This window comes from Sphingobium fluviale (assembly GCF_004122115.1).
Taxonomy (GTDB): Bacteria; Pseudomonadota; Alphaproteobacteria; order Sphingomonadales; family Sphingomonadaceae; genus Sphingobium; species Sphingobium fluviale.
This window is the reverse complement of the sequence record NZ_SBKP01000007.1, coordinates 95,549-116,319: the sequence shown is the minus strand read 5'-3', so window position 1 is coordinate 116,319 and position 20,771 is coordinate 95,549. Positions and strand designations below refer to the sequence as shown.

21 protein-coding genes are annotated in these 20,771 nt (G+C 63.6%); 12 read left to right on the top strand and 9 right to left on the bottom strand.

The annotated features are described in order from the left end of the window. Positions 1-2 precede the first annotated feature (2 nt). A complete protein-coding gene (locus EQG66_RS08885) occupies positions 3-479 on the bottom strand; it encodes an SH3 domain-containing protein (protein WP_425470234.1) in 477 nt (158 codons plus the stop codon). Between the two features lie 134 nt (positions 480-613). On the opposite strand from EQG66_RS08885, the gene EQG66_RS08880 reads away from it, so the two are divergent. The 3 genes from EQG66_RS08880 (at position 614) to EQG66_RS08870 (ending at position 4,795) form a co-directional block, all read left to right on the top strand. After that, the gene (locus tag EQG66_RS08880) at positions 614-1,612 is read left to right on the top strand and encodes a 2-hydroxyacid dehydrogenase (protein WP_129404237.1); all 999 of its coding nucleotides are present in this window, start codon (positions 614-616) and stop codon (positions 1,610-1,612) included. 204 nt (positions 1,613-1,816) lie between these two features. Then, on the top strand, positions 1,817-4,168 hold the full coding sequence (locus EQG66_RS08875) for a patatin-like protein (RefSeq protein WP_129404236.1): 2,352 nt from the start codon (positions 1,817-1,819) through the stop codon (positions 4,166-4,168). A gap of 51 nt (positions 4,169-4,219) precedes the next feature. Further along, positions 4,220-4,795 carry a hypothetical protein gene (locus EQG66_RS08870; RefSeq protein ID WP_129404235.1) on the top strand — a complete coding sequence of 192 codons (576 nt, stop codon included), beginning with the start codon at positions 4,220-4,222 and terminating at the stop codon, positions 4,793-4,795. A gap of 37 nt (positions 4,796-4,832) precedes the next feature. Here EQG66_RS08870 and dnaJ read toward each other — a convergent pair whose 3' ends face one another. Further along, positions 4,833-5,972, bottom strand: a complete 1,140-nt coding sequence (dnaJ, locus tag EQG66_RS08865) for a molecular chaperone DnaJ (RefSeq protein WP_129404234.1) — start codon at positions 5,970-5,972, stop codon at positions 4,833-4,835. Between the two features lie 59 nt (positions 5,973-6,031). Then, complete coding sequence (gene dnaK, locus EQG66_RS08860) at positions 6,032-7,936, bottom strand: molecular chaperone DnaK (protein ID WP_129404233.1); 1,905 nt, start codon at positions 7,934-7,936, stop codon at positions 6,032-6,034. Positions 7,937-8,115: 179 nt separating this feature from the next. Here dnaK and EQG66_RS08855 point away from each other — a divergent pair, with 179 nt between their 5' ends. Both EQG66_RS08855 and EQG66_RS08850 read left to right on the top strand, forming a co-directional pair. Continuing rightward, a complete protein-coding gene (locus EQG66_RS08855) occupies positions 8,116-8,586 on the top strand; it encodes a copper chaperone PCu(A)C (RefSeq protein ID WP_129404232.1) in 471 nt (156 codons plus the stop codon). A 13-nt stretch (positions 8,587-8,599) separates the two neighbouring features. After that, positions 8,600-9,055 (top strand): vgr related protein, encoded by a 456-nt coding sequence (locus EQG66_RS08850; RefSeq protein ID WP_129404231.1) that lies wholly within the window; start codon positions 8,600-8,602, stop codon positions 9,053-9,055. 47 nt (positions 9,056-9,102) lie between these two features. Here EQG66_RS08850 and grpE read toward each other — a convergent pair whose 3' ends face one another. Both grpE and hrcA read right to left on the bottom strand, forming a co-directional pair. Next, complete coding sequence (gene grpE, locus EQG66_RS08845) at positions 9,103-9,663, bottom strand: nucleotide exchange factor GrpE (protein ID WP_129404230.1); 561 nt, start codon at positions 9,661-9,663, stop codon at positions 9,103-9,105. Continuing rightward, complete coding sequence (gene hrcA / locus EQG66_RS08840; RefSeq protein WP_129404229.1) at positions 9,660-10,724, bottom strand: heat-inducible transcriptional repressor HrcA; 1,065 nt, start codon at positions 10,722-10,724, stop codon at positions 9,660-9,662. Before hrcA ends, grpE begins: the two co-directional genes overlap by 4 nt. A 228-nt stretch (positions 10,725-10,952) precedes the next feature. Between hrcA and rph the strand changes: the two genes are divergently transcribed. The 4 genes from rph to EQG66_RS08820 are packed head-to-tail and all read left to right on the top strand — an operon-like array spanning position 10,953 to position 14,439. Further along, the gene (rph, locus tag EQG66_RS08835; RefSeq protein WP_129404228.1) at positions 10,953-11,669 is read left to right on the top strand and encodes a ribonuclease PH; all 717 of its coding nucleotides are present in this window, start codon (positions 10,953-10,955) and stop codon (positions 11,667-11,669) included. 10 nt (positions 11,670-11,679) lie between these two features. Further along, complete coding sequence (gene rdgB, locus EQG66_RS08830; RefSeq protein WP_129404227.1) at positions 11,680-12,282, top strand: RdgB/HAM1 family non-canonical purine NTP pyrophosphatase; 603 nt, start codon at positions 11,680-11,682, stop codon at positions 12,280-12,282. A 7-nt stretch (positions 12,283-12,289) separates the two neighbouring features. After that, positions 12,290-13,534, top strand: coding sequence for a radical SAM family heme chaperone HemW (gene hemW, locus EQG66_RS08825; RefSeq protein ID WP_164975637.1), 1,245 nt, complete (start codon positions 12,290-12,292; stop codon positions 13,532-13,534). A gap of 8 nt (positions 13,535-13,542) precedes the next feature. Next, positions 13,543-14,439, top strand: coding sequence for a tyrosine recombinase XerC (locus tag EQG66_RS08820; protein WP_129404225.1), 897 nt, complete (start codon positions 13,543-13,545; stop codon positions 14,437-14,439). A gap of 5 nt (positions 14,440-14,444) precedes the next feature. Here the strand turns inward: EQG66_RS08820 and EQG66_RS08815 are convergent, their stop codons facing one another. From EQG66_RS08815 to rsmI, 4 genes are all read right to left on the bottom strand, one after another. Next, the gene (locus tag EQG66_RS08815; protein WP_129404224.1) at positions 14,445-15,050 is read right to left on the bottom strand and encodes a DedA family protein; all 606 of its coding nucleotides are present in this window, start codon (positions 15,048-15,050) and stop codon (positions 14,445-14,447) included. A 16-nt stretch (positions 15,051-15,066) separates the two neighbouring features. After that, complete coding sequence (gene gshB / locus EQG66_RS08810) at positions 15,067-16,032, bottom strand: glutathione synthase (protein ID WP_129404223.1); 966 nt, start codon at positions 16,030-16,032, stop codon at positions 15,067-15,069. 153 nt (positions 16,033-16,185) lie between these two features. After that, positions 16,186-16,548, bottom strand: a complete 363-nt coding sequence (locus EQG66_RS08805; RefSeq protein WP_129404222.1) for a YraN family protein — start codon at positions 16,546-16,548, stop codon at positions 16,186-16,188. Next, positions 16,545-17,390, bottom strand: a complete 846-nt coding sequence (gene rsmI / locus EQG66_RS08800) for a 16S rRNA (cytidine(1402)-2'-O)-methyltransferase (RefSeq protein WP_129404221.1) — start codon at positions 17,388-17,390, stop codon at positions 16,545-16,547. Before rsmI ends, EQG66_RS08805 begins: the two co-directional genes overlap by 4 nt. Positions 17,391-17,403: 13 nt before the next feature. Here rsmI and EQG66_RS08795 point away from each other — a divergent pair, with 13 nt between their 5' ends. The 3 genes from EQG66_RS08795 to EQG66_RS08785 all read left to right on the top strand — a co-directional run bounded on the left by EQG66_RS08795 (position 17,404) and on the right by EQG66_RS08785 (position 20,576). After that, positions 17,404-18,597 carry a penicillin-binding protein activator gene (locus EQG66_RS08795; RefSeq protein WP_129404220.1) on the top strand — a complete coding sequence of 398 codons (1,194 nt, stop codon included), beginning with the start codon at positions 17,404-17,406 and terminating at the stop codon, positions 18,595-18,597. 51 nt (positions 18,598-18,648) lie between these two features. Continuing rightward, the gene (locus tag EQG66_RS08790; protein WP_129404219.1) at positions 18,649-19,962 is read left to right on the top strand and encodes a replication-associated recombination protein A; all 1,314 of its coding nucleotides are present in this window, start codon (positions 18,649-18,651) and stop codon (positions 19,960-19,962) included. Between the two features lie 239 nt (positions 19,963-20,201). Then, the gene (locus EQG66_RS08785) at positions 20,202-20,576 is read left to right on the top strand and encodes a tetratricopeptide repeat protein (RefSeq protein WP_129404218.1); all 375 of its coding nucleotides are present in this window, start codon (positions 20,202-20,204) and stop codon (positions 20,574-20,576) included. Positions 20,577-20,771: the final 195 nt, after the last annotated feature.

Below are 20,771 nucleotides of genomic sequence, written 5' to 3'. Positions count from 1 at the left end.
CACTATTTCACCGCGCCCCAGAGCGATGAGGCGCGCACATAGCCGCCCTTGCCGCCCACATCGAACCGGCACCAGCCCTGCGCGCAGTCGCTCACCCGGCCGACTACGCCCTTTTCCGCACGATAGAGCAAGGGCGCATCGTCGCTCCTGCTGTTGCGCATATCCGCAGCGATGTCTTTCACCAGCGCGGTCGCTGCATCACTCAGCAAGCGCACATGCATCCAGCCCTGTATGCCGTCCGGGTCTTCAATCTTGCGCCAGTTGCCCAACACCTGCACCACCTTCACCGGCATATCGCGGCGCTGATAGACCCAGTTGGAAGGATAATCGAGGCTCGGCCCCACGCGCATCCGCGCCTCTGCGGCGGAGATGGATGCCCAATATGGCGGCGTTTTGGAGTCCGCGCTGGCAGGCTGCGTGGCAAGGCATGCCCCGCCCATCAGCACCACGCCCAGCATACGGGGTATCCATGAAATCATAGGCCTGCTGCTCATCCTCACCCGTATCAGATAGCGGCAAGCTTCGTAGAAAGACAAGAACTTTGCGCGCAGCATGGTCTGTCTCGTGCCATCTCCGCTTGACCTCGGCCACCGCAAGGCGATAGCGCATAAATATGCCAAAGCTGCCGCGCCCCGCCCGCCCCAGAGTGATCGTCACCCGCCGCCTGACGCCGGGAGTGGAGCAGCGGATGGTCGAGCTGTTCGATACCGTGCTGAATCCGACTGACACGCCTATGAGCCGCGATCAACTCGCCGCTGCGATGGCCGATTGCGACGTACTGGTGCCGACGGTGACGGACCATATAGACGCCGCGCTGATCGATGCCGCGCCAGAGCGGCTGCGCATGATCGCCAGCTTCGGCAATGGCGTCGATCATATCGATCTTGGCACCGCCCGCAGAAAAGGCATCATCGTCACCAATACGCCCGGCGTGCTGACCGACGACACGGCAGACATGACGATGGCGCTCATCATCGCGGTGCCGCGCAGGCTGGCGGAGGGGGAAAAGCTGATCCGCTCTGGCGCCTGGCAGGGGTGGAGCCCATCCGGCATGCTCGGCCATCGCATTGGCGGCAAGACGCTTGGGATCATCGGCATGGGCCGTATCGGGCAGGCCGTTGCCCTCCGCGCCGCGCCGTTCGGCCTCTCGGTCGTCTATCATAATCGCCACCGCCTGCCCGAAAGCGTAGAGCGCGCCACCCACGCAACATGGGTCGAGTCGCTCGATGAACTGCTCTCCACCGCAGATTTCGTCTCGATCAACTGCCCTTTGAATGACGAGAGCCGGGGCATGATCGATGCACGCCGCATCGCGCTGCTCAAGCCCGATGCCTATCTCATCAACACCTCCCGTGCAGAGGTGTATGATGAGGAAGCGCTGATCGAGGCCTTGGAAACGGGCCGCATCGGCGGCGCGGGGCTGGATGTCTTCGCGCATGAACCCGCTGTCGATCCGCGTCTGCTCACCCTCTCCAACGTGGTGCTGAAGCCGCATATGGGCTCTGCCACCATCGAGGGGCGCAACGCCACCGGCGACAAGGTGATCGCCAATATCCGCACCTGGGTCGATGGCCACCGCCCGCGCGATCAGGTGCTCGAAGGCCTGTTCTAAGCTAGGGTCAATCGACATTCAGATGATGACGTGACGAAAATGGTGGTTTTGCGTGACCCGGAGCGCAGCGTACTACAGGTACGTGAGCACCGGAAGCACGGAAAATAGCCATTTGCAGGCCGTCAGGGCTGAATGTCGATCGGCCCTAGAACGGTCACGTCCTACCCACTCGACAAGTCCTTACGAACATGACAGTCTCTCTTCATGCGGGAGAAGGAACTGAGGCTGGCGCTCGTCTGCTACGGCGGCATCAGCCTCGCCGTCTATATGCACGGCATCACCAAGGAAATATGGAACTTCGCCCGCGCAAGCCGCGATTTTCATGATGGCCATGGGGAAGGGCGCGAAGGTGTGCTCGGCGTCTATTGCGATTTGCTGCGCAGCATAGACGAGCAGGCCAAGCTGCGCGTGCGCGTGGTGATAGACATTATCGCGGGCGCGTCGGCAGGCGGCATCAACGGGATATTTCTGGCGCAAGCGATCGAAACCGGGCAATCGCTGGAGCCGCTGACCGATCTGTGGCTCGATAATGCCGATGTGGAGCAGTTGCTCGATCCCGATGCGCGCCCGGCAGCGCGCTTCACCAAATTCTGGGCGCAGCCCCTCGTCTGGCTTGCCGCGCGCCGCCGTGGAGACGCGGTAGATCGCACCGTCTCGCCCGAAACCCGCGAAGAGGTCCGTCGCAAGCTTTCCAGCTTCGTGCGCTCGCGCTGGTTCCAGCCACCCTTCGGCGGCAAGACCTTCACCCGCCTGCTGCTGGAAGCGTTTGACAGCATGGCCCGCGCGCATCGGGAGCGGCCGCTGCTGCCCTTTTCATACCCGCTCGATCTGATGGTGACGGTGACGGATTTCGAGGGCCACCCGGAAATGCTGCGCCTCAACAGCCCGCCGGAAGTGCGCGAGATGGAGCATCGCCTCACCATCAACTTCCGCACCAAGATGCGGCAAGGGTCGCTCGCCGATGCGGCAGAGCTGGTGTTCGCCGCCCGTGCCACCGCCAGCTTCCCCGGCGCCTTCCCCCCTTTCACCGTGCGCGAGCTGGACAAGGTGCTGGACAAGATGAAGCGCCACTGGCCGGGGCGCGCGCGCTTCCTTGCCCGCGTGCTGCCCAAGCAAAGCGCATTGGGGCAAGCCGAGAGCGCGGTGCTGATCGACGGATCGGTGCTGACCAACGCGCCCTTCGCCCCCGCGATCAGCGCGCTCAAAGACCGCCCGGCCCGGCGCGAGATCGACCGCCGCTTCGTCTATATCGACCCAAAGCCCACATCGGGCCGCGCCTTCTCGCTCAACCGCAACGGCAAAGCGCAGGCGGGCGACACCACACAAGACGCCCCGCCGCTGCCCGGCTTCTTCCGCACCATCTTCGGTTCCTTGAGCGACATCCCGCGCGAGCAGCCGATCCGCGACAATCTGGAGGCGATCGAAACCCGCTCTCGCACTATTCACCGCATGCGCCGCATCACAGAGGCCTTGCGCGAGGAAATTGAGCGCGAGATTGAGGGCACGTTCGGAGGCACCCTGTTCCTGGACAGGCCCACGCCGGATCGGCTCGCCACCTGGCGCGCCAAGGCGCAAACCCGCGCTGCCGTCAACTCCGGCTTTGCCTACCCCGCTTATGCGCTGGTGAAGCTCTCCGCCATCGTCGAGGAAGTGGTGGCGATGCTGTTTCGGTTAGGAGGAGACGGCAGCCCCGCCCTGCGCGAGCGTTTCCGCCAGTCGGTCTGGGCGCATATCCGCGAGCGTGGGCTGGATCAGATGCGCGAGGAGCGCAAGGGCGGCGCGCGGCCCGAAATCATCGCCTTCTTCCGCGATCATGATCTGGGCTTTCGCATCCGCCGCCTGCGCTTCATGGCCCGGCGCCTGACGGAGGTGGCAGACACTCCCCAGCCAGAGCTGATCGAGGCGGTGGGCATCATGCGCAATTCGATCTATTCCGCGCTCGCCATCTATCAGGAGAGCGAGGCGAGCGACTCATACTCCGAGGTGATGATCCAGTCCGCCGAGGCGACCGCGATAGACCCGGTCCACGCCCTGTCCGAGCTGGCCGAGGCGCGGAACCTCAAGGCCAAGGACGTGGCGGTGGAGGAGATGCTGGCCGGCGCGCTCTCCGGCCTGCCCAAGGCGGAGCGGCGGGCGATGCTGCTCGCCTATCTCGGCTTCCCGTTCTACGACATCGCGACGCTGCCGCTGCTTCAGGGCGAGGGGCTGGACGAGTTCGACCCGATCAAGGTCGACCGCATCTCGCCCGACGACTGCGCCTCGCTGCGCGCGGGCGGCGCGGCGGCGATGCTGAAAGGCATAGAGTTCAACAATTTCGGCGCGTTCTTCAGCCGCGTCTATCGCGAGAACGACTATCTCTGGGGCCGCCTCCACGGCGCGGAGCGGATGATCGACATATTGCTATCGACCGTGAAGGAGGGCGATCTGGAAGGCGCGGCCGAGCTTGCCCGCACCGCAAAGTTCAAGGCCTTCGCGGCAATCCTGGCGGAGGAAGAACCGCACCTGACCCATGTCGCGGAGCTGATCGCGGAGCTGAAGGGGGTTGTGGGGGGATAAAGGCCCTAAACGCGGAAACGCTACGTTACTTGTTGATATTCAAGAGGTTATATGCCGCAACCAATCAGCAGATCTGAAGCCAAATCCTATTCCGTTGGCGCTAAATGGGTGAGCGACCATCGCCCCGAATGCGTTGCAGCCATCGGACTGATCGCTATCTCGTGGACTAGGTTGGAGGACGAGCTTGCCTCCATGATATCAGGAATACTAGGCACATTTGGGAAGAGGCCAGACAATGGTTGGAGCATCAATCCGAATTGGATTATTTCAACAGCCATGCAAGAAACCGAAACAATCCGAGCGCGAATAAAAGTCGTAGATGCAATTCTAGGCAAGGTATTGGAGACTAGCGGGCTAATCGGAGAATGGAACATTCTTTCGAAGCGTCTCTATAAGAGAGCACGCGACCGGAACATCGCCATACATTCGGTATGGGCCTGGTCAGAACATTTACCAGAATTCATTCTAAAAATCGACAAATCACATGAAATTTCAAAATGGAATGAAAGTGATTTCATTAATATTTATAAAAGAATCCACGAATTAGAAATCGATATACATAAATTTATTAAAGGTGTTCTCGAACAAATCTATGAAGGTATAATAACCTCCTATGTAACTAAATAAATGTTTGCAACCTGACCATAAACCGATTGAAAATAGTTCAACCCAAATCGTCCCACATCTCTTTCAGCTTGCTGAAAAATCCGCTCGATGCCGGACATTCGTCGCCCGTCTCCGTCGCGCGGAATTGCTCCAGCAGTTCCTTCTGCTTGGCGCTCAGCCGCGTCGGCGTCTCGACATCGATCTGCACCACCATGTCGCCGCGCGCGCCGCGTGAATTGAGCGCAGGCATGCCCGCGCCGCGCTGGCGCAGTTGCTTGCCGGACTGGATGCCCGCCGGGATCTTGATCTTCACCACCTCGCGGTCCAGCCCCGGCACCTCGATCTCGCCGCCCAGCGCCGCCGTGGTAAAGCTCACCGGCGCGCGGCAGAACAGGGTCGTGCCATCGCGCTCGAACACGCGGTGGCGCTTCAAATGCACGAAAATATAGAGATCACCCGGAGGCGCACCGCGCGCGCCCGCTTCGCCCTCGCCAGTGAGGCGGATGCGCGTGCCTTCGTCCACGCCCGCCGGAATGTTGACAGAAAGCGTCTTGGGCTTGTCCACCCGCCCTTCGCCCCGGCAGGCGCGGCAGGGGCTTTCGATCACCTTGCCCGCGCCGTGGCAGGCCGGGCAGGTGCGCTCGACCACGAAAAAGCCCTGCTGCGCGCGCACCTGGCCGTGGCCGCCGCAGGTGGTGCAGGCGCGGGTGCCGGTGCCCGGCGTCGCGCCCGATCCATCGCACTCGCCGCATGAGGCGGAAACCTCGATCGAGATTTCCTGCGTCTTGCCGGTGAAGGCTTCTTCGAGGCTGACCTCAAGGTCATAGCGCAGGTCTGCGCCGCGCCGCTGTTGCTGCCGCCCACGCCCGCCGCCAAAGCCGCTGCCGCCGAAAATCGTCTCGAAAATATCGCCCAGGTCTGAGAAACCGGCGCCGCCGCCAAAGCCGCCCTGCCCCCCCGGCCCGCCATTTTCGAACGCGGCATGGCCATAGCGGTCATAGGCCGCGCGCTTCTGATCGTCTTTCAGGCAATCATAGGCGTGGCTGATCGCCTTGAACTTGGCTTCGCTTTCCTTGCAGCCCGGATTCTTGTCCGGGTGGCACTGCATGGCGAGCTTGCGATAGGCAGACTTGATCGTCGCGCCATCGGCGGTGCGCTCCACACCCAGCAGCTCATAGAAATCGACTTGCGCGCTCATTCATTCCCCCGGAACGTCCAGCTACCGCCCCCACAAGCGGCAGCCGGAGATCATTGGCATCACGCCTTACCGTTGTCGTCCACTTCGGAGAATTCGGCGTCGACGACGTCGTCGTCCTTCTTCGCGCCAGCATCGGCATCGGGAGAGGCAGCGGCGGCCTGTTCCTTCTCATAGATCGCCTGGCCGAGCTTCATCGCCACGGTGGCAAGCTCCTGCGCCTTTTCCTTCATCGCTTCCGGCTCATTGCCTTCCACCGCTGTCTTGGCGGCGGCGATCGCGGTCTCGATCTCGGCCTTCAGCGAGGCATCGACCTTGTCGCCATGCTCTTCCAGCTGGCGCTCGGTGGTGTGGATGAGGCTCTCGGCGTTGTTCTTCGCCTCGGCGGCCTCGCGGCGCTTCTTGTCTTCGTCGGCAAACTGCTCCGCTTCCTTGACCATCTTGTCGATGTCGGCGTCAGACAGGCCGCCAGAGGCCTGGATCTTGATCTGCTGTTCCTTGCCGGTGCCCTTGTCCTTGGCATGGACCGAGACGATGCCGTTGGCATCGATGTCGAACGTCACCTCGATCTGCGGCACACCGCGCGGCGCAGGCGGGATGCCGACAAGGTCGAACTGGCCGAGCATCTTGTTGTCCGCCGCCATCTCGCGCTCGCCCTGAAACACGCGGATCGTCACCGCCTGCTGGTTGTCATCAGCGGTCGAATAGACCTGAGACTTCTTGGCGGGGATGGTGGTGTTGCGGTCGATCATGCGGGTGAACACGCCGCCCAGCGTCTCGATGCCGAGAGACAGCGGGGTCACGTCGAGCAGCAGCACGTCCTTGACATCGCCCTGCAGCACGCCTGCCTGAATGGCCGCGCCCATGGCGACGACCTCATCGGGGTTGACGCCGGTGTGCGGTTCCTTGCCGAAGAAGTCCTTCACCGCCTCACGCACCTTGGGCATGCGGGTCATGCCGCCGACGAGAACGACTTCGCTGATCTCGCTCGCGGTAACGCCCGCATCCGCCATTGCCTTGCGGCACGGCTCCATCGTGCGCTTGATAAGGTCTGCCACCAGACGCTCCAGATCCGCGCGGGTGATCGTCTTGACCAGATGCTTCGGTCCGTTCTGATCGGCGGTGATGAAGGGAAGGTTCACTTCGGTCGTCTGCGCAGAGGACAGCTCGATCTTCGCCTTTTCGGCGGCTTCCTTCAGGCGCTGGAGCGCCAGCTTGTCCTTGGTGAGGTCGATGCCCTCGTCTTTCTTGAAGCTCTCGGCCAGATATTCGACGACCTTGGAGTCGAAGTCCTCGCCGCCGAGGAAGGTATCGCCATTGGTGGACTTCACCTCGAACACGCCGTCGCCGATCTCAAGGATCGAGATGTCGAAGGTGCCGCCGCCAAGGTCATAAACCGCGATGGTCTTGCCATCCTGCTTGTCCAGCCCATAGGCCAGCGCGGCAGCCGTCGGCTCGTTGATGATGCGCAGCACCTCAAGGCCCGCAATCTTGCCGGCATCCTTGGTCGCCTGGCGCTGGGCATCGTTGAAGTAGGCGGGCACGGTGATGACGGCTTGCGTCACGGTCTCGCCCAGATAGCTCTCGGCGGTTTCCTTCATCTTCTGGAGCGTGAAGGCCGAAATCTGCGAGGGGGAATAGTCTTCGCCGCCCGCCTTCACCCATGCATCGCCATTGCTGCCCTTCGCGATGGTGTAAGGCACCAGCTCCATATCCTTGGCGGTCATCGGATCGTCAAAGCGGCGGCCGATAAGGCGCTTCACCGCGAAAATCGTGTTTTCCGGGTTGGTAACGGCCTGGCGCTTGGCAGGCTGGCCAACCAGACGCTCGCCATCCTTGGTGAAGGCGACGATGGAAGGCGTGGTACGCGCGCCTTCCGCATTTTCAATCACCTTGGGCTTGCCCCCATCCATCACAGCAACGCAGCTGTTGGTCGTGCCCAGATCGATACCGATAACTTTAGCCATCTATGTCCTCTTTAACCCCAGAAGTTTCAGCGGTTGAGGGGGTGACATCGCTGCTAAATGAGCCGGTGCCGCCTCCCGTTCAGGTTGCGATATAGGGGCGCTTTTTCTTGGCACAAGACACGCGAAGGCTTAGCACTGCCGTCGAGTCGAATTTTGGGACAGATTTGAGGGATATTTCGATGCGACTGCTTCATTTTGCCGCCGTTCTTGCCGCGCCTTTTGCCCTTGCAGCATGCGCAGACCCGGCGCCGCTCTATGTCGATCAGGCATGGATCAAGCTGAACCCCAATCCCGAAGCACCGTCTGGCGGCTATTTCACGATCCACGGCGGGCCTGAGGCAGTGGCGCTGCGCGGTGTGCGCACAGAGGGCGCTCTGCGCATAGAGATGCACGACAATGTGATGAAGGACGGCATGATGACGATGGTGCCGATCGACTCTGTCGAAGTACCGGCTGAAACCAAGGTCGCGTTCGCGCCGGGCGGCAAGCATCTGATGATCTATGGCGTCAACCCCGCCGTGGTGAAGGAAGGCAAGCTGAGCCTGATGTTCATCTTTTCCAACGGCGACCGCCTGCCGGTAGACGCCGTGATCCAGAAGGCGGGTGCAGCCGATGCGCCGATGAACGGGATGGATCACGACGCACACTGAGCCTGACCCGCCCATGAGCAGCCGCGCATTGACCGCCGGAGAACGCGCGCTCGCCGCGTCGATCTTCGGGACTGCGATAGATTATGCGCCCGTGCGCCTGCATCGGCGCAAGTTCTGGCTGTTCCATCCACGTAGCTACACGATGGCGCCGGATGGACACTTGTGGTTCCATCCCCATAGCGATCTCTATTGCGCTGATTTTGCATGTGAAAGCCTGACGCTGCAAGGTCACTTCATCCACGAGATGACGCATGTGTGGCAGGCGCAGGCACGCGGGAAATGGTTTTTGCCACTGCGGCGCCATCCGTGGTGCCGCTATGAGTATGCGCTGGAACCAGGCAAGCCCTTTGCCCGCTATGGGATTGAGCAGCAGGCGGAAATCGTCCGCCATGCCTTCCTCTATCGGCGCGGGCTATGCGCGGCGGGCGCTCCCCCGCAAGACGCGCTGGAGGCGCTGTTGCCGTTTTGATGGCGTAGCCGACACCAGCCCGCTCCCCCTCCCGCTGCCGAGGCGCGTTAATCCGGCTTTTTCGCCACACCCACCAGCGCCGGGCGCAGCAACCGGTCCTTGATTTTATAGCCCGCCTGCATCTCCTGCACGATTGTGCCGGGTGCCTCGTCACTCGGCAGCTCGATCATAGCCTGATGGAGGTTGGGATCGAGCATGGCGCCCAGCGCCTTCACCTTCTCGATGCCGTGGCGGGCGAATACGCTCTCGACCTCGCGGCCCGTAGCCTCCAGCCCTACAACAAGCGCCTTGAACTTGTCGTCCTCGCGCAGCTCGGCGGGGATGGAATCGAGCGCCCGGCCAAGATTGTCCGCCACCGAGAGGATATCGCGCGCAAAAGCGGTCGCGGCATAGGCGCGGGCATCGGCCAGCTCCTTTTCCATACGGCGGCGCACATTCTGCGTCTCTGCATGGGCATAGAGCACATCCTGCTTCGCCGTTTCCAGCTCCTGCTCCAGCTCCGCGAACCGGGCGTCCAGATCATCGAGCGCCTCGCTCGCGCCGTCTGTCACTGATGCCTCCACTTCAGCCTTTTCGTTCTGGTCAGCTTCCATTTTCTGTTCGTTCATCTCATCAATCTCGATAATGTCTGTGCGGTGAAATCCACCATGGGGATCACGCGCGCATAGTTCAAGCGGGTGGGGCCGATCACGCCGACCACGCCGACGACCCGCCCTTCCCCATCGCGGTACGGCGCGGCTATGACCGAAGAACCGGACAAGGAAAAGAGTTTGTTCTCCGATCCGATGAAGATTTTGGTGGCGGCGGCCTGCATCGCCCCTTCCATCAGGCGCGAAATCTCCTGCTTGCCCTCCAGATCCTCCAGCAATTGCCGCACGCGCTCCAGGTCTGCCGAGGCATGTTCGTCGATCAGGTTCGCCTGCCCCCGCACGATCAGCACCGGGCGTTCCGAAGCGTCGCTGCTCCAGCTCGCCAGCCCGCTCTCGATGAGGCCACGCGCCGCTTCATCAAGCACCGCGCGATCCCGCGCCAGCTCTCCTGCCAGCTTCTCGCGCGCCTGCGCCAGTGTGAGGCCCGAAAGGCGCGCCGAGATATAATTTCCCGCCTCAACCAGCGCCGTCGGACTGACTCCTGCCGGCAGATCGACGATGCGGTTTTCCACACCGCCATCGGCGCTCACCAGAATCGCGAGCGCCTGTTCCGCGCCGCCCGGCCCGGCCCGGCCCAGTGGCACGAAACTGAACTGCCGCAGCACCAGCTCACGCCGGGGCACCAGCACCATGCCGGCGCAGGCAGAAAGGCCAGAGAGGATCGCACTGGTGGAGGCCAGCGCATCCTCTATCGGGCCATTGATCTCGCCCACGCCCTGCTCGATCACGCGCCGCTCTTCTGCGGAAGGCTCGGCCACCTGCATCATAGCATCGACAAACAGCCGCAGGCCGCTTTCGGTCGGCATCCGCCCGGCAGACACATGGGGCGCGGCAAGCAGGCCCATCTCCTCCAAATCCTGCATCACTGTGCGGATGGAGGCAGAGGAGAGGTTCAGCCCCGACAGCTGGCTGATCGTGCGCGAGCCGACAGGCGCGCCGCTGCCCAGATAATTCTCAACCACAAGGCGGAAAATATCGCGCGCACGGTCGTTCAGTTCTGAGATCGGGGTGACTCGCATGGGGCCACTGTAGGGGCACTCTCGCGCCCGCTCAATTGTGACGAACGAAATAGGGCGGCGACGCTCTGCTCATTCATCCGCGACGGACAGAAACACCAAATCGGTGAACCGAACTGTCGTTGATCCGCCATGCTTTGGCCCGGCTTCAGCGGAATCCGCTTGTGCAGGCGGCACTCGCTGCATAAGCGGCTCCCCAGCATATTAGTGTCTTAGAGGAAAGGTATTCCCATGCGCCCATCAGGCCGCACCCCCGATCAAATGCGGGGCATCACCATCGAACCGGAGTTCACCCGCCACGCCGAGGGGAGCTGCCTCGTCAGCTTTGGCGACACGCGCGTGCTCTGCACCGCCAGCATCGAGGAAAAGGTGCCCCCCTTCATGCGCGGCAAGGGCGAGGGGTGGATCACGGCGGAATACGGCATGCTGCCCCGCGCCACCCACACACGCGGCAGTCGCGAGGCGGCCAAAGGCAAGCAGTCTGGCCGCACGCAGGAAATTCAGCGGCTTATCGGTCGTTCCTTGCGTTCGGTGGTAGACCTGAAAGCACTGGGTGAGCGGCAGATCACGCTCGACTGCGATGTGATCCAGGCTGACGGCGGCACGCGCACTGCCTCTATTTCCGGCGCGTGGGTGGCGCTGCGCATCGCGGTGGACAAGCTGATGGCGTCGGGCGCTCTGAAGGCTGATCCCATAGTCGCGCAAGTGGCGGCGGTGAGCTGCGGCATTTATCAGGGCACGCCGGTTCTCGATCTCGATTACCCGGAAGACAGCGCGGCAGAAGCCGACGCCAATTTCGTGCTGACCGGCGATGGCAAGCTTGCCGAGGTGCAGGCAACCGCCGAAGGCGCGACCTTTGACGAGGAGGAGCTGCTGCGCCTGTTGCGCCTCGCGCGTATCGGCTGCGGAGAGATTTTCGCGGCGCAGAGGAAAGCCACAGGAAGATGAGGGTCGCCCGGTGACACGCAAGCTCTCCCCCGGCAGGCTGGTGATCGCCAGCCATAATGCGGGCAAAGTGCGCGAGATTACCGAGCTGCTCGGCCCTTATGGCATGGAGCCGGTTTCCGCAGGCGCGCTTGGCCTGCCGGAGCCGGAGGAGACGGGCACGACCTTCATCGCGAATGCCGAGTTGAAGGCTTTGGCTTCCGCGACAGCATCGGGCCTGCCAGCATTGGCGGACGACAGCGGCCTGTGTGTATCGGCGCTGGGCGGTGACCCCGGCATCTATTCCGCGCGCTGGGCGGGAGAGACCAAGGACTTCTCGCTCGCCATGGCCAAGATCCAAGAGGCACTCGTAGCAGCAGGCCCGGACGCGCCGCGTGACGCGCATTTCATCTGCGCGCTCAGCCTCGCCTGGCCGGACGGGCATGTGGAAAGCTTCGAAGGCCGTGTCGATGGCAGCCTCGTCTGGCCGCCGCGCGGGGACAAGGGCTTCGGCTATGACCCGATCTTCGTGCCCCAAGGCCACGCCATCACCTTCGCGGAGATGGACCCCGCCGCCAAGCACGCGATGAGCCACCGCGCCGACGCATTTCGCCAGCTCGTTGCGGCGGTGTTTTGAGAGTGCAGTGACCGCGCCGCTCGCCCTCTACATCCACTGGCCGTTCTGCGTTTCCAAATGCCCCTATTGCGATTTCAACAGCCATGTGCGTGAGAGCGTGGACGTGGACACATGGCGCGCGGCTTTGCTGGCGGACATGGCCTATGAAGCCGCGCAGACCGGCCCGCGCGACCTCGGCTCGATCTTCTTCGGCGGCGGCACGCCCAGCCTGATGCCGCCCGCTCTCGTAGCGGATCTCATCGCAGCGGCGCAGCGGCACTGGCAGTTTGCGGATGACATAGAGATCACGCTGGAGGCCAACCCCAATAGCGTAGAGGTCGCCCGCTTTGCCGACCTCGCGGCGGCTGGCGTCAACCGCGTGTCACTCGGAATCCAGTCGTTCGAGGCGGAGGCCTTGCGCTTCCTCGGTCGCGCGCACGATGCAAGCGAGGCGCACACCGCGCTCGATGTCGCGCAAAGCGCTTTCGCGCGCGTGAGCTTCGACCTGATCTACGCTCTGCCCGGCCAGAGCATTGCGCACTGGCAGGCGCAGCTCAAAGCCGCGCTGGCCCGCCAGACCTCGCACCTCTCGCTCTATCAGCTCACGATCGAGCCGGGCACCCGCTTCGAAACCTTGGTGCGGCAGGGCGATTTCACGCCGCTGGACGCCGACCATGCCGCCGATCTCTATGAGGCAACGCAGGAACTGAGCGCTCAAGCGGGCATCCCCGCCTATGAGGTGAGCAACCACGCCCGTGCGGGTGAGGAGAGCCGCCACAACCTCGCCTATTGGCGCTATCAGGATTATGTCGGCGTCGGCCCCGGCGCGCATGGGCGGCGGCCTTTTTGTCTGGATGCCGCACCAGCCCACTCCCCCTCCCAACCTCCCATAGGATACCATATCGGGGGGTTGGGAGGGGGAGCGGGCTGGCACCGATCACCAACCAGAACCTGCGCCACCCAGCGTCACAAAAAGCCAGAAAACTGGCTGGCCGCCGTCGCCCGCAACCAGCATGGCGCGCAAGCCGAAACGCCCCTCGCGCCTCAGGATCAGGCGCGCGAGGCACTGATGATGGGCCTGCGGCTGGCGGAGGGGATAGACATTGCCGCGCTCGCCGCCCGCCTCCGCCTTGATGGCAGCGCGATGGTCGACCGCGCGGCAGTCACGCGGCTCACCGGCCACGGCCTGCTGCACACCGATGGCCCCCGCCTCGCCGTCACGCCTGCGGGCATGCTGCTGCTCGATGCCATTCTGCCGCAGATTGTGGTATAAACACAGCTATGAAGCAGCCCCACCCCCTGCTCGCCACATGGCACCGGCATCTGGCGCTGGAGCGCCGCCGCTCGGCCCACACGGTGCGCGCCTATGTCGCGAGTGCGGAGCGGCTGCTTGCCTTTCTCGCCCGCCATCAGGGCGCGGTCCCCTCCACCAAAACCCTCGCCGCCCTGCCCGCAACAGACCTGCGCGCTTTCCTCGCGCACCGGCGCGCGGAAGGCCTCGGCAATGCCTCCACAGCGCGGGAGCTGTCCGCCATCCGCGCCTTCCTGAAGTTCGCGGGCGGCGAGGAGGCAACCGTGCCGCCGATACGCGGCCCGCGCGTCAAGAAGGGGGTGCCCCGCCCGGTCAGCCCGGATGATGTGATCGCGCTGGGCGAGGATGTGGCCGAAAATGCCGCCGAACCGTGGATCGCCGCGCGCAACTGGGCGGTGCTGCTGCTGCTCTATGGCGCGGGCCTGCGCATCTCGGAGGCGCTTTCGCTCACCGGAAGCGATGTGCCAGCCCATGAGACCATCCGCATCACCGGCAAGCGCGGCAAGACGCGGATCGTGCCGCTGCTCCCGCAGGTGCGCGAGGCCTTGGCCGAATATGCCGCGCTCTGCCCTTATGGCACCGGCAAGGCCGAGCCGCTGTTCCGTGGCGCACGCGGCGGACCGCTCGACCCCGCGATCATCCGCAAGGCGGTGCGCGAGGCGCGGCGGCGGTTGCAACTGCCGGAGCGCACCAGCCCCCATGCCCTGCGCCACAGCTTCGCCACGCATCTCCTCGGGCGCGGCGCGGACCTGCGCGCGCTACAGGAGCTGCTCGGCCACGCAAGCCTCAGCTCCACACAAATCTACACCCATGTCGACGCCGCCCATCTGCTCGACATCTATCGCAATGCCCATCCAAGGGCTTAGCGCACTCAATCCTCCGCGCGCGGCTTCCAGCGGATCAGCCGCCACACGAACCACAGCAGCCCGAACGCCAGCGCCGCCGTCGCCAGTGGCCCAAGATAATCATCAATCCGCTTGAAATGCGCGCCCATAAAATAACCCGCGCTCGCAAGAATGATGTTCCAGATCGTGGAGCCCGCCGCCGTCCAGATCAGGAACCGCAGCGGGTGCATGCGGAATATGCCTGCGGGCAGCGAGACAATGGTGCGGAAGGCGGGCATGAAGCGGATGACGAACACGATTTTCTCGCCATGCCGCGTGAACAGCCGGTTGAGATGCGTGATCGTGTGCCAGTCGAGCGTGAGGAAACGGCCGAACCGCTCCACAAAAGGCCGCAGCCGCTCCGTGCCGAGGCTATAACCCAGCCAGTACCACGGAATATTACCGATGGTGGTGCCTACCGTCCCCGCGATCAACAGCGGGATCATCTCCATCCGCCCCTGCCCCACGCGGATGCCGCCAATGCCCATGATCAGCTCGGACGGGATCGGCGGAAAGACGTTTTCCAGCACCATCAGCAGCGCGATGCCCCAATAGCCCCCGCCGTCGATCAGTTGGATTACCCACTCGGTCATCGGCGGAACACCATTATCATCGCTGCATGGATGCGAGGCGCGCCTCGATTGCCTCCCAGATCATCGCGCCGGTGTCAGTGCCGTTGAACGCGTCGATGGAGACGATGCCCGTAGGAGACGTGACGTTGATCTCGGTCAGCCACTCGCCGCCGATCACGTCTATGCCGACAAACAGAAGCCCGCGCTTTTTCAACTCCGGGCCTAAGGCGACGCAGATTTCCCGCTCCCGCTCGGTCAGCTCGGTCTTGGCAGCGGACCCGCCGACCGCGAGGTTGGAGCGGATCTCGCCCTTGCCCGGCACCCGGTTCACTGCGCCCGCCACCTCGCCATCGACCAGCACGATGCGCTTGTCGCCCGCGCTCACCGCAGGGATAAACGCCTGCACCATGAACGGCTCGACCCAGCTCGCGTTGAACAGCTCGACCAGCGCGGAAAGGTTCGCGCCATCGCCGCCAACATGAAACACCGCATTGCCCGCATTGCCATAGAGCGGCTTGACGACAATCTCTCCATGCTCGGCTAAGAAGCTTTTTACTTCGGCCAAATCCCGCGTGATCATCGTCGGCGGCATGAAGCGCGCATAATCGAGCACGAACAGCTTTTCCGGCGCATTGCGGACGGCAGCCGGGTTGTTCACCACCAACGTCTCGCCCTCGATCCGCTCCAGCAGATGCGTCGCGGTGATATAGGAGAGGTCAAACGGCGGGTCCTGCCGCATCAGCACGACATCGACATCGCGGCCAAGATCAAGGCTCGTCCAGTCGCCGAAGCTGAAATGATCGCCCTCAACTCGCTGCACCGTGACGGGCCGGGCCTTGGCGATCAGCCGCCCACCGCGCATCGTCAGAGCAGGCGCCTCATAGTGGTAAAGCCTGTGCCCGCGCGCCTGCGCGCTGAGCATAATGGCAAAGGTCGAATCCCCGCCGATCTTGATCCCTTCCATCGGGTCCATCTGCACGGCGATATTGAGAGGGGCGGTCATAATGCATTGCTCCAATAGGTGGCATGGGGAGGTCAATCTTGTTCGTGGCGAGGCGAAAATGGTGGATTTCGAGAACCGGAGCGCAGCGTACTCTAAGGTACGTGAGCACCGGAAGCGCAGAAAGCCGACATTTGCAGCCCGCCACGGACGAGATTATCCCCCATGCCAGACGTTGCTCAGATGGCGTGGGATCGCACCCGGCGCAAGGAGGATCACGTCAATTTGCATATCATCGCCCGGTTTCAGATACTCATGCGCCACGCTTTCCGCCGCTGCGGCGACGCGCGACAGGCGGCGCTCGTCTATCGCGAGGTCCAGCTCTGCCGGGGTGGCGCGCGCCTTCACCTCGACGAAGATGACGAGGCCGCCGCGCCGGGCAATGATGTCAATCTCCCCCGCCCGCGTCTTCACCCGCCGCGCCAATATCTGCCAGCCTTTGAGGCGCAGCCACCACGCGGCGATGCGCTCGCCCTGCCGCCCGCGCTTTTCGGCGGCGAGGCGCGTGGGCGACTTCATTCCGCTTTCAGGTCGAGCGCGCGGGCATAAAGATTGCGGCGATCCAGCCCGGTCGCCTTCGCCACCTCGCTCGCCGCCTTGCCCACGGGCAAGCGCGCCAACGCCTCCCGCAACAACGCATCCGCATCATCCGCGCTGGCAACAGGCGCTTCCCCCGGCGGGCCGACCACCACCACGATCTCGCCCTTGGGCGGTGCGTCGGCGGCGGCATAGGCACGCGCCAGCTCGGCCAAGGTGCCGGTGCGCGCTTCCTCATGCAGCTTGGTAATCTCGCGCGCGACGCACGCCTCGCGCCCCTCCCCCAAAGCAAGAGCCATATCGGAAAGCGCAGCAGCAAGGCGTGGCCCGCTCTCGTAAAACACCAAGCTAGCCCTCAGCCCCGCAACTTCGGCCAGCGCATCAGCCCGCGCCTTCCCCTTGGCAGGCAGGAAGCCCATGAACACAAAGCGGTCTGTCGGCAGGCCCGAAACGGTGAGCGCCGCTATCGCCGCGCAGGGTCCGGGAATGGTCGTCACACTCCGCCCCGCCGCGCGCGCATCGCGCACCAGCTTATAGCCGGGGTCTGAGATCAGCGGCGTGCCTGCGTCAGAAAGCAGCGCCACCACTTCCCCTGCCATCCGCGCCACCAGCCTTGCGCGCACCGCTTCGTCGCTATGGTCATGATAGGGCAGCATCGGCCGGTCGGACCCGGCATGACGCAGCAGGCGGGCGCTCACCCGGCTGTCTTCCACCGCCACAACATCGGCATGGCATAAGATATGAGCTGCCCTGGGCGTAAGATCAGACAAGTTGCCGATTGGCCCCGCAACGATATATAGGCCGGGAGAGAGAGCTTCCACCATATAAGGATGTGCAATGGCAGAGACGGGTGCCCTTCGGCAAGCAAACAGTTCCAGCCGCAGGTATCTGGGCCGAATCATCGCCGTTGCTGGCGCGTTGCTGCTCGCCGCCTGCCAGACGATGGTGCCGCGTGGCACCGGGCCGGAGGCAACCGGCCCCGCCCAGCCCGCGCCTGTGCAGCCAGGCCTGCCGTCTGACACCCAGCGCCACAGAGTCGCGCTGCTGGTGCCGCTCAGTGGCTCCAACGCCGGGGTAGGGCAGTCCATCGCCAATGCCACCACGCTGGCGCTGCTCGATACCGGGGCGCAGACTGTGCGCATCACCAGCTATGACACCGGCAAAGGCATAGCGGGCGCGGTGGCGAGCGCGATTGCGGACGGCAACCGCCTGATCCTCGGCCCCCTGACCGCCGATGAAGCCAGCGCCGCCGCTGCGCCCGCGCGCAAGGCGGGCGTGCCGATCATCAGCTTCTCCAACGATACCGGCGTTGCGGGCAATGGCGTCTTCATCATGGGCTATACACCTGCACAATCGGTGGAGCGCGTGGTCGGCTATGCGCGCGCCAAGGGCGTGAGCAAATTCGCAGCGCTGGTGCCGGGCGGCGTTTATGGCGAGCGCACAGGCAATGCGCTGCTCTCTGCCATTCGACAGGGCGGCGGCACCGTCGTCGCCATGCAGAATTATGATCGCAGCGCAGGCTCGCTCACCGCCGCGATCAAAAGGCTCGGTCCTGCGTCGGGCTATGAGGCGGTGCTGATCGCCGATGGCGGGCGCGTCGCCATTCAGGCCGCGCCGCTATTGCGCAAGAGCGGCGCGGCCACCGCCCGCATCCTCGGCACAGAGCTGTGGAACACGGAGAGCGATCTGTCCGCGAACGCAGCGCTTCGCGGCGCATGGTTCGCCTCCGTTTCGGATGCCTATTACCGCCAGCTCGCCACCAAATATCGCGCGCGCTTCAACGCCGCGCCCTATCGCCTCGCCGCGATGGGCTATGACGCGGTGCTGCTCACCGTCCGCATCGCGCAGGATTGGCGGCCGGGCAGCGCCTTTCCCGTCTCGCGCCTCACGGACAAGGGCGGATTCGCCGGCATCGACGGCGCATTCCGCTTCGGTTCCGATGGCGTAGCCCAGCGCGCGCTGGAGGTGCAGCAGGTGGACGCATCCGGCTTTACAGTGATCGACGCCGCGCCGCGAGGCTTTGGCGAGTAAGGGTGCGCCCGCGCCCGTGCAACTTTAGGGTCTTTGGGCTATTGTCGGCGCATGGCTGACCTGTTTCCCGATGCCGCCAAAGCGCACCCTGCTACTCCCTCACCCGATGGCCCGCTGGCCGATCGGCTGCGCCCCGCCCGGCTGGAGGATGTTGTCGGGCAGGAGCATCTGACCGGCACCGAAGGCGCGATCGGGCGGATGGTGGCGGCGGGCAGGCTCAGCTCGATCATCTTCTGGGGGCCGCCCGGAACCGGCAAGACCACCATTTCGCGCCTGCTCGCCGATGCCGTCGGCATGCGGTTCGAGCCGGTCTCGGCGGTGTTCACCGGCGTTGCGGACTTGAAGAAAATCTTCGCCGCCGCGCGCGACCACGCGAAGATCGGCCAACGCACATTGCTGTTCGTGGACGAGATCCACCGTTTCAACCGCAGCCAGCAGGACGGGTTTTTGCCTTATGTCGAGGACGGCACGATCACGCTCGTCGGCGCGACGACCGAGAACCCCAGCTTTGAGCTGAACGCCGCCCTCCTCTCCCGCGCGCAGGTGCTGATCCTGCGGCGGCTGGACAGCGCAGCGCTGGAAAAGCTGCTGGCGCGGGCGGAAACGCTGATGGAGCGCGCCCTCCCGCTCACACCCGCAGCACGCGAGGCGCTGATCGCCTCAGCGGATGGCGACGGCCGCTTCCTGCTCAATCAGGCGGAGACATTGTTCGCAGTGGATCTTGCCGAGCCGCTCGATCCCGCCGCCCTTTCCGCCTTGCTGCACCGCCGCGTCGCTGTGTACGACAAGGACCGCGAGGGGCATTACAACCTGATCTCCGCCCTGCACAAATCCCTGCGCGGGTCAGACTGCCAAGCTGCGCTCTATTATCTCGCGCGGATGCTGGTTGCGGGCGAGGAGCCGCTCTATGTGCTGCGGCGGCTGGTGCGCTTTGCGAGCGAGGATATCGGCCTTGCCGATCCGCAGGCACTGGTCCAGTGCCTCGCCGCCAAGGACGCCTATGATTTTCTCGGCTCACCCGAAGGCGAACTGGCGATCGTGCAGGCCTGCCTCTATCTCGCCACCGCCCCCAAATCCAACGCCGCCTACAAGGCGCAGAAGGCGGCGTGGAAATCGGCCAAAGACACCGGCTCACTTATGCCCCCCGCCAACATCCTCAACGCGCCGACCAAGCTGATGAAGGACATCGGCTATGGCGCGAACTATGCCTATGACCATGACGCGCCGGAGGGCTTTTCGGGCGACAATTACTGGCCGGAGGAGATGCGACCGGCAACCTTCTACACCCCCACCGACCGCGGCCTCGAAAAGCGGATTGCGGAGCGGATGGCCTACTGGAACGATCTCAGGCTGAAGCGCACATAACCTTTGCGCTCATGCGCAGGCAGGCGCCTGGCGCTATGGTGGCAGAGCGGAACCCCTGGCAATTTTACGAGCGCATGGCGCGCTCTCGGTCCTGCGCGATTCCAGGCTCGCGAACTCCCAAATAACCAACTGAAATAAAACACTATTTTCAGTTTACAGGCAAAATTCCATCATTTGCAATATCGTCATAATTATGTAATAATAATCCTTATAGTAAGAAAATTTTTTTGGAGAGTGACATGCAAAAAAGGAATCTGTCTCTGGGACTTGTCGTTTCGGCGCTGGCTCTTGCACTGGGAACCCCTGCATACGCCAGCCAGGAAACCGAAAGCGACACGCTCGGCAGCGCCATCATGGCGCGCCAATACGGCAATGCCGCTTCTCAAATCGAGGCATTGTCGCGCAAGGGTGGCGCGGATGCCGCTCTGCTCATCAATCTCGGCAACGCCTATGCGGGCATGGGCAAGTATGACAACGCGCGCGCAGCGTATAGGGCGGCGATGATCGCTTCACCCGATATGGAACTGGAAATGGCCGACGGTTCGGTTCGCATCGTTCGCGACATTGCCACAGATGGCATCCGCCGGCTGAATACGGCCTACGCCTCGCGATAAGAGCGCAAGGATGCGCCCGGCTTGACGGTTCGGCGATATGCGCCGAACCGGTAGGCGGTATGGACGATATGGCTGGCGCCGCGAAGGACGATCAATTCAAGGCTCCCTAGTGAAGGCAGGCTTGAGCGGACCGATCTTACGGAAGCAGAAGAGCATGTTTTAATGGGTTTGTTGCCGATAGCGGCCTCAAACGAA

Bases quoted from the DNA above. Each gene is read 5' to 3' on its own strand.
- EQG66_RS08885 (WP_425470234.1), bottom strand. From the start codon at position 479: ATGATTTCATGGATACCCCGTATGCTGGGCGTGGTGCTGATGGGCGGG.
- EQG66_RS08880 (WP_129404237.1), top strand. From the start codon at position 614: ATGCCAAAGCTGCCGCGCCCCGCCCGCCCCAGAGTGATCGTCACCCGC.
- EQG66_RS08875 (WP_129404236.1), top strand. From the start codon at position 1,817: ATGCGGGAGAAGGAACTGAGGCTGGCGCTCGTCTGCTACGGCGGCATC.
- EQG66_RS08870 (WP_129404235.1), top strand. From the start codon at position 4,220: ATGCCGCAACCAATCAGCAGATCTGAAGCCAAATCCTATTCCGTTGGC.
- dnaJ (WP_129404234.1), bottom strand. From the start codon at position 5,972: ATGAGCGCGCAAGTCGATTTCTATGAGCTGCTGGGTGTGGAGCGCACC.
- dnaK (WP_129404233.1), bottom strand. From the start codon at position 7,936: ATGGCTAAAGTTATCGGTATCGATCTGGGCACGACCAACAGCTGCGTT.
- EQG66_RS08855 (WP_129404232.1), top strand. From the start codon at position 8,116: ATGCGACTGCTTCATTTTGCCGCCGTTCTTGCCGCGCCTTTTGCCCTT.
- EQG66_RS08850 (WP_129404231.1), top strand. From the start codon at position 8,600: ATGAGCAGCCGCGCATTGACCGCCGGAGAACGCGCGCTCGCCGCGTCG.
- grpE (WP_129404230.1), bottom strand. From the start codon at position 9,663: ATGAACGAACAGAAAATGGAAGCTGACCAGAACGAAAAGGCTGAAGTG.
- hrcA (WP_129404229.1), bottom strand. From the start codon at position 10,724: ATGCGAGTCACCCCGATCTCAGAACTGAACGACCGTGCGCGCGATATT.
- rph (WP_129404228.1), top strand. From the start codon at position 10,953: ATGCGCCCATCAGGCCGCACCCCCGATCAAATGCGGGGCATCACCATC.
- EQG66_RS08820 (WP_129404225.1), top strand. From the start codon at position 13,543: ATGAAGCAGCCCCACCCCCTGCTCGCCACATGGCACCGGCATCTGGCG.
- EQG66_RS08815 (WP_129404224.1), bottom strand. From the start codon at position 15,050: ATGACCGAGTGGGTAATCCAACTGATCGACGGCGGGGGCTATTGGGGC.
- gshB (WP_129404223.1), bottom strand. From the start codon at position 16,032: ATGACCGCCCCTCTCAATATCGCCGTGCAGATGGACCCGATGGAAGGG.
- EQG66_RS08805 (WP_129404222.1), bottom strand. From the start codon at position 16,548: ATGAAGTCGCCCACGCGCCTCGCCGCCGAAAAGCGCGGGCGGCAGGGC.
- rsmI (WP_129404221.1), bottom strand. From the start codon at position 17,390: ATGGTGGAAGCTCTCTCTCCCGGCCTATATATCGTTGCGGGGCCAATC.
- EQG66_RS08795 (WP_129404220.1), top strand. From the start codon at position 17,404: ATGGCAGAGACGGGTGCCCTTCGGCAAGCAAACAGTTCCAGCCGCAGG.
- EQG66_RS08790 (WP_129404219.1), top strand. From the start codon at position 18,649: ATGGCTGACCTGTTTCCCGATGCCGCCAAAGCGCACCCTGCTACTCCC.
- EQG66_RS08785 (WP_129404218.1), top strand. From the start codon at position 20,202: ATGCAAAAAAGGAATCTGTCTCTGGGACTTGTCGTTTCGGCGCTGGCT.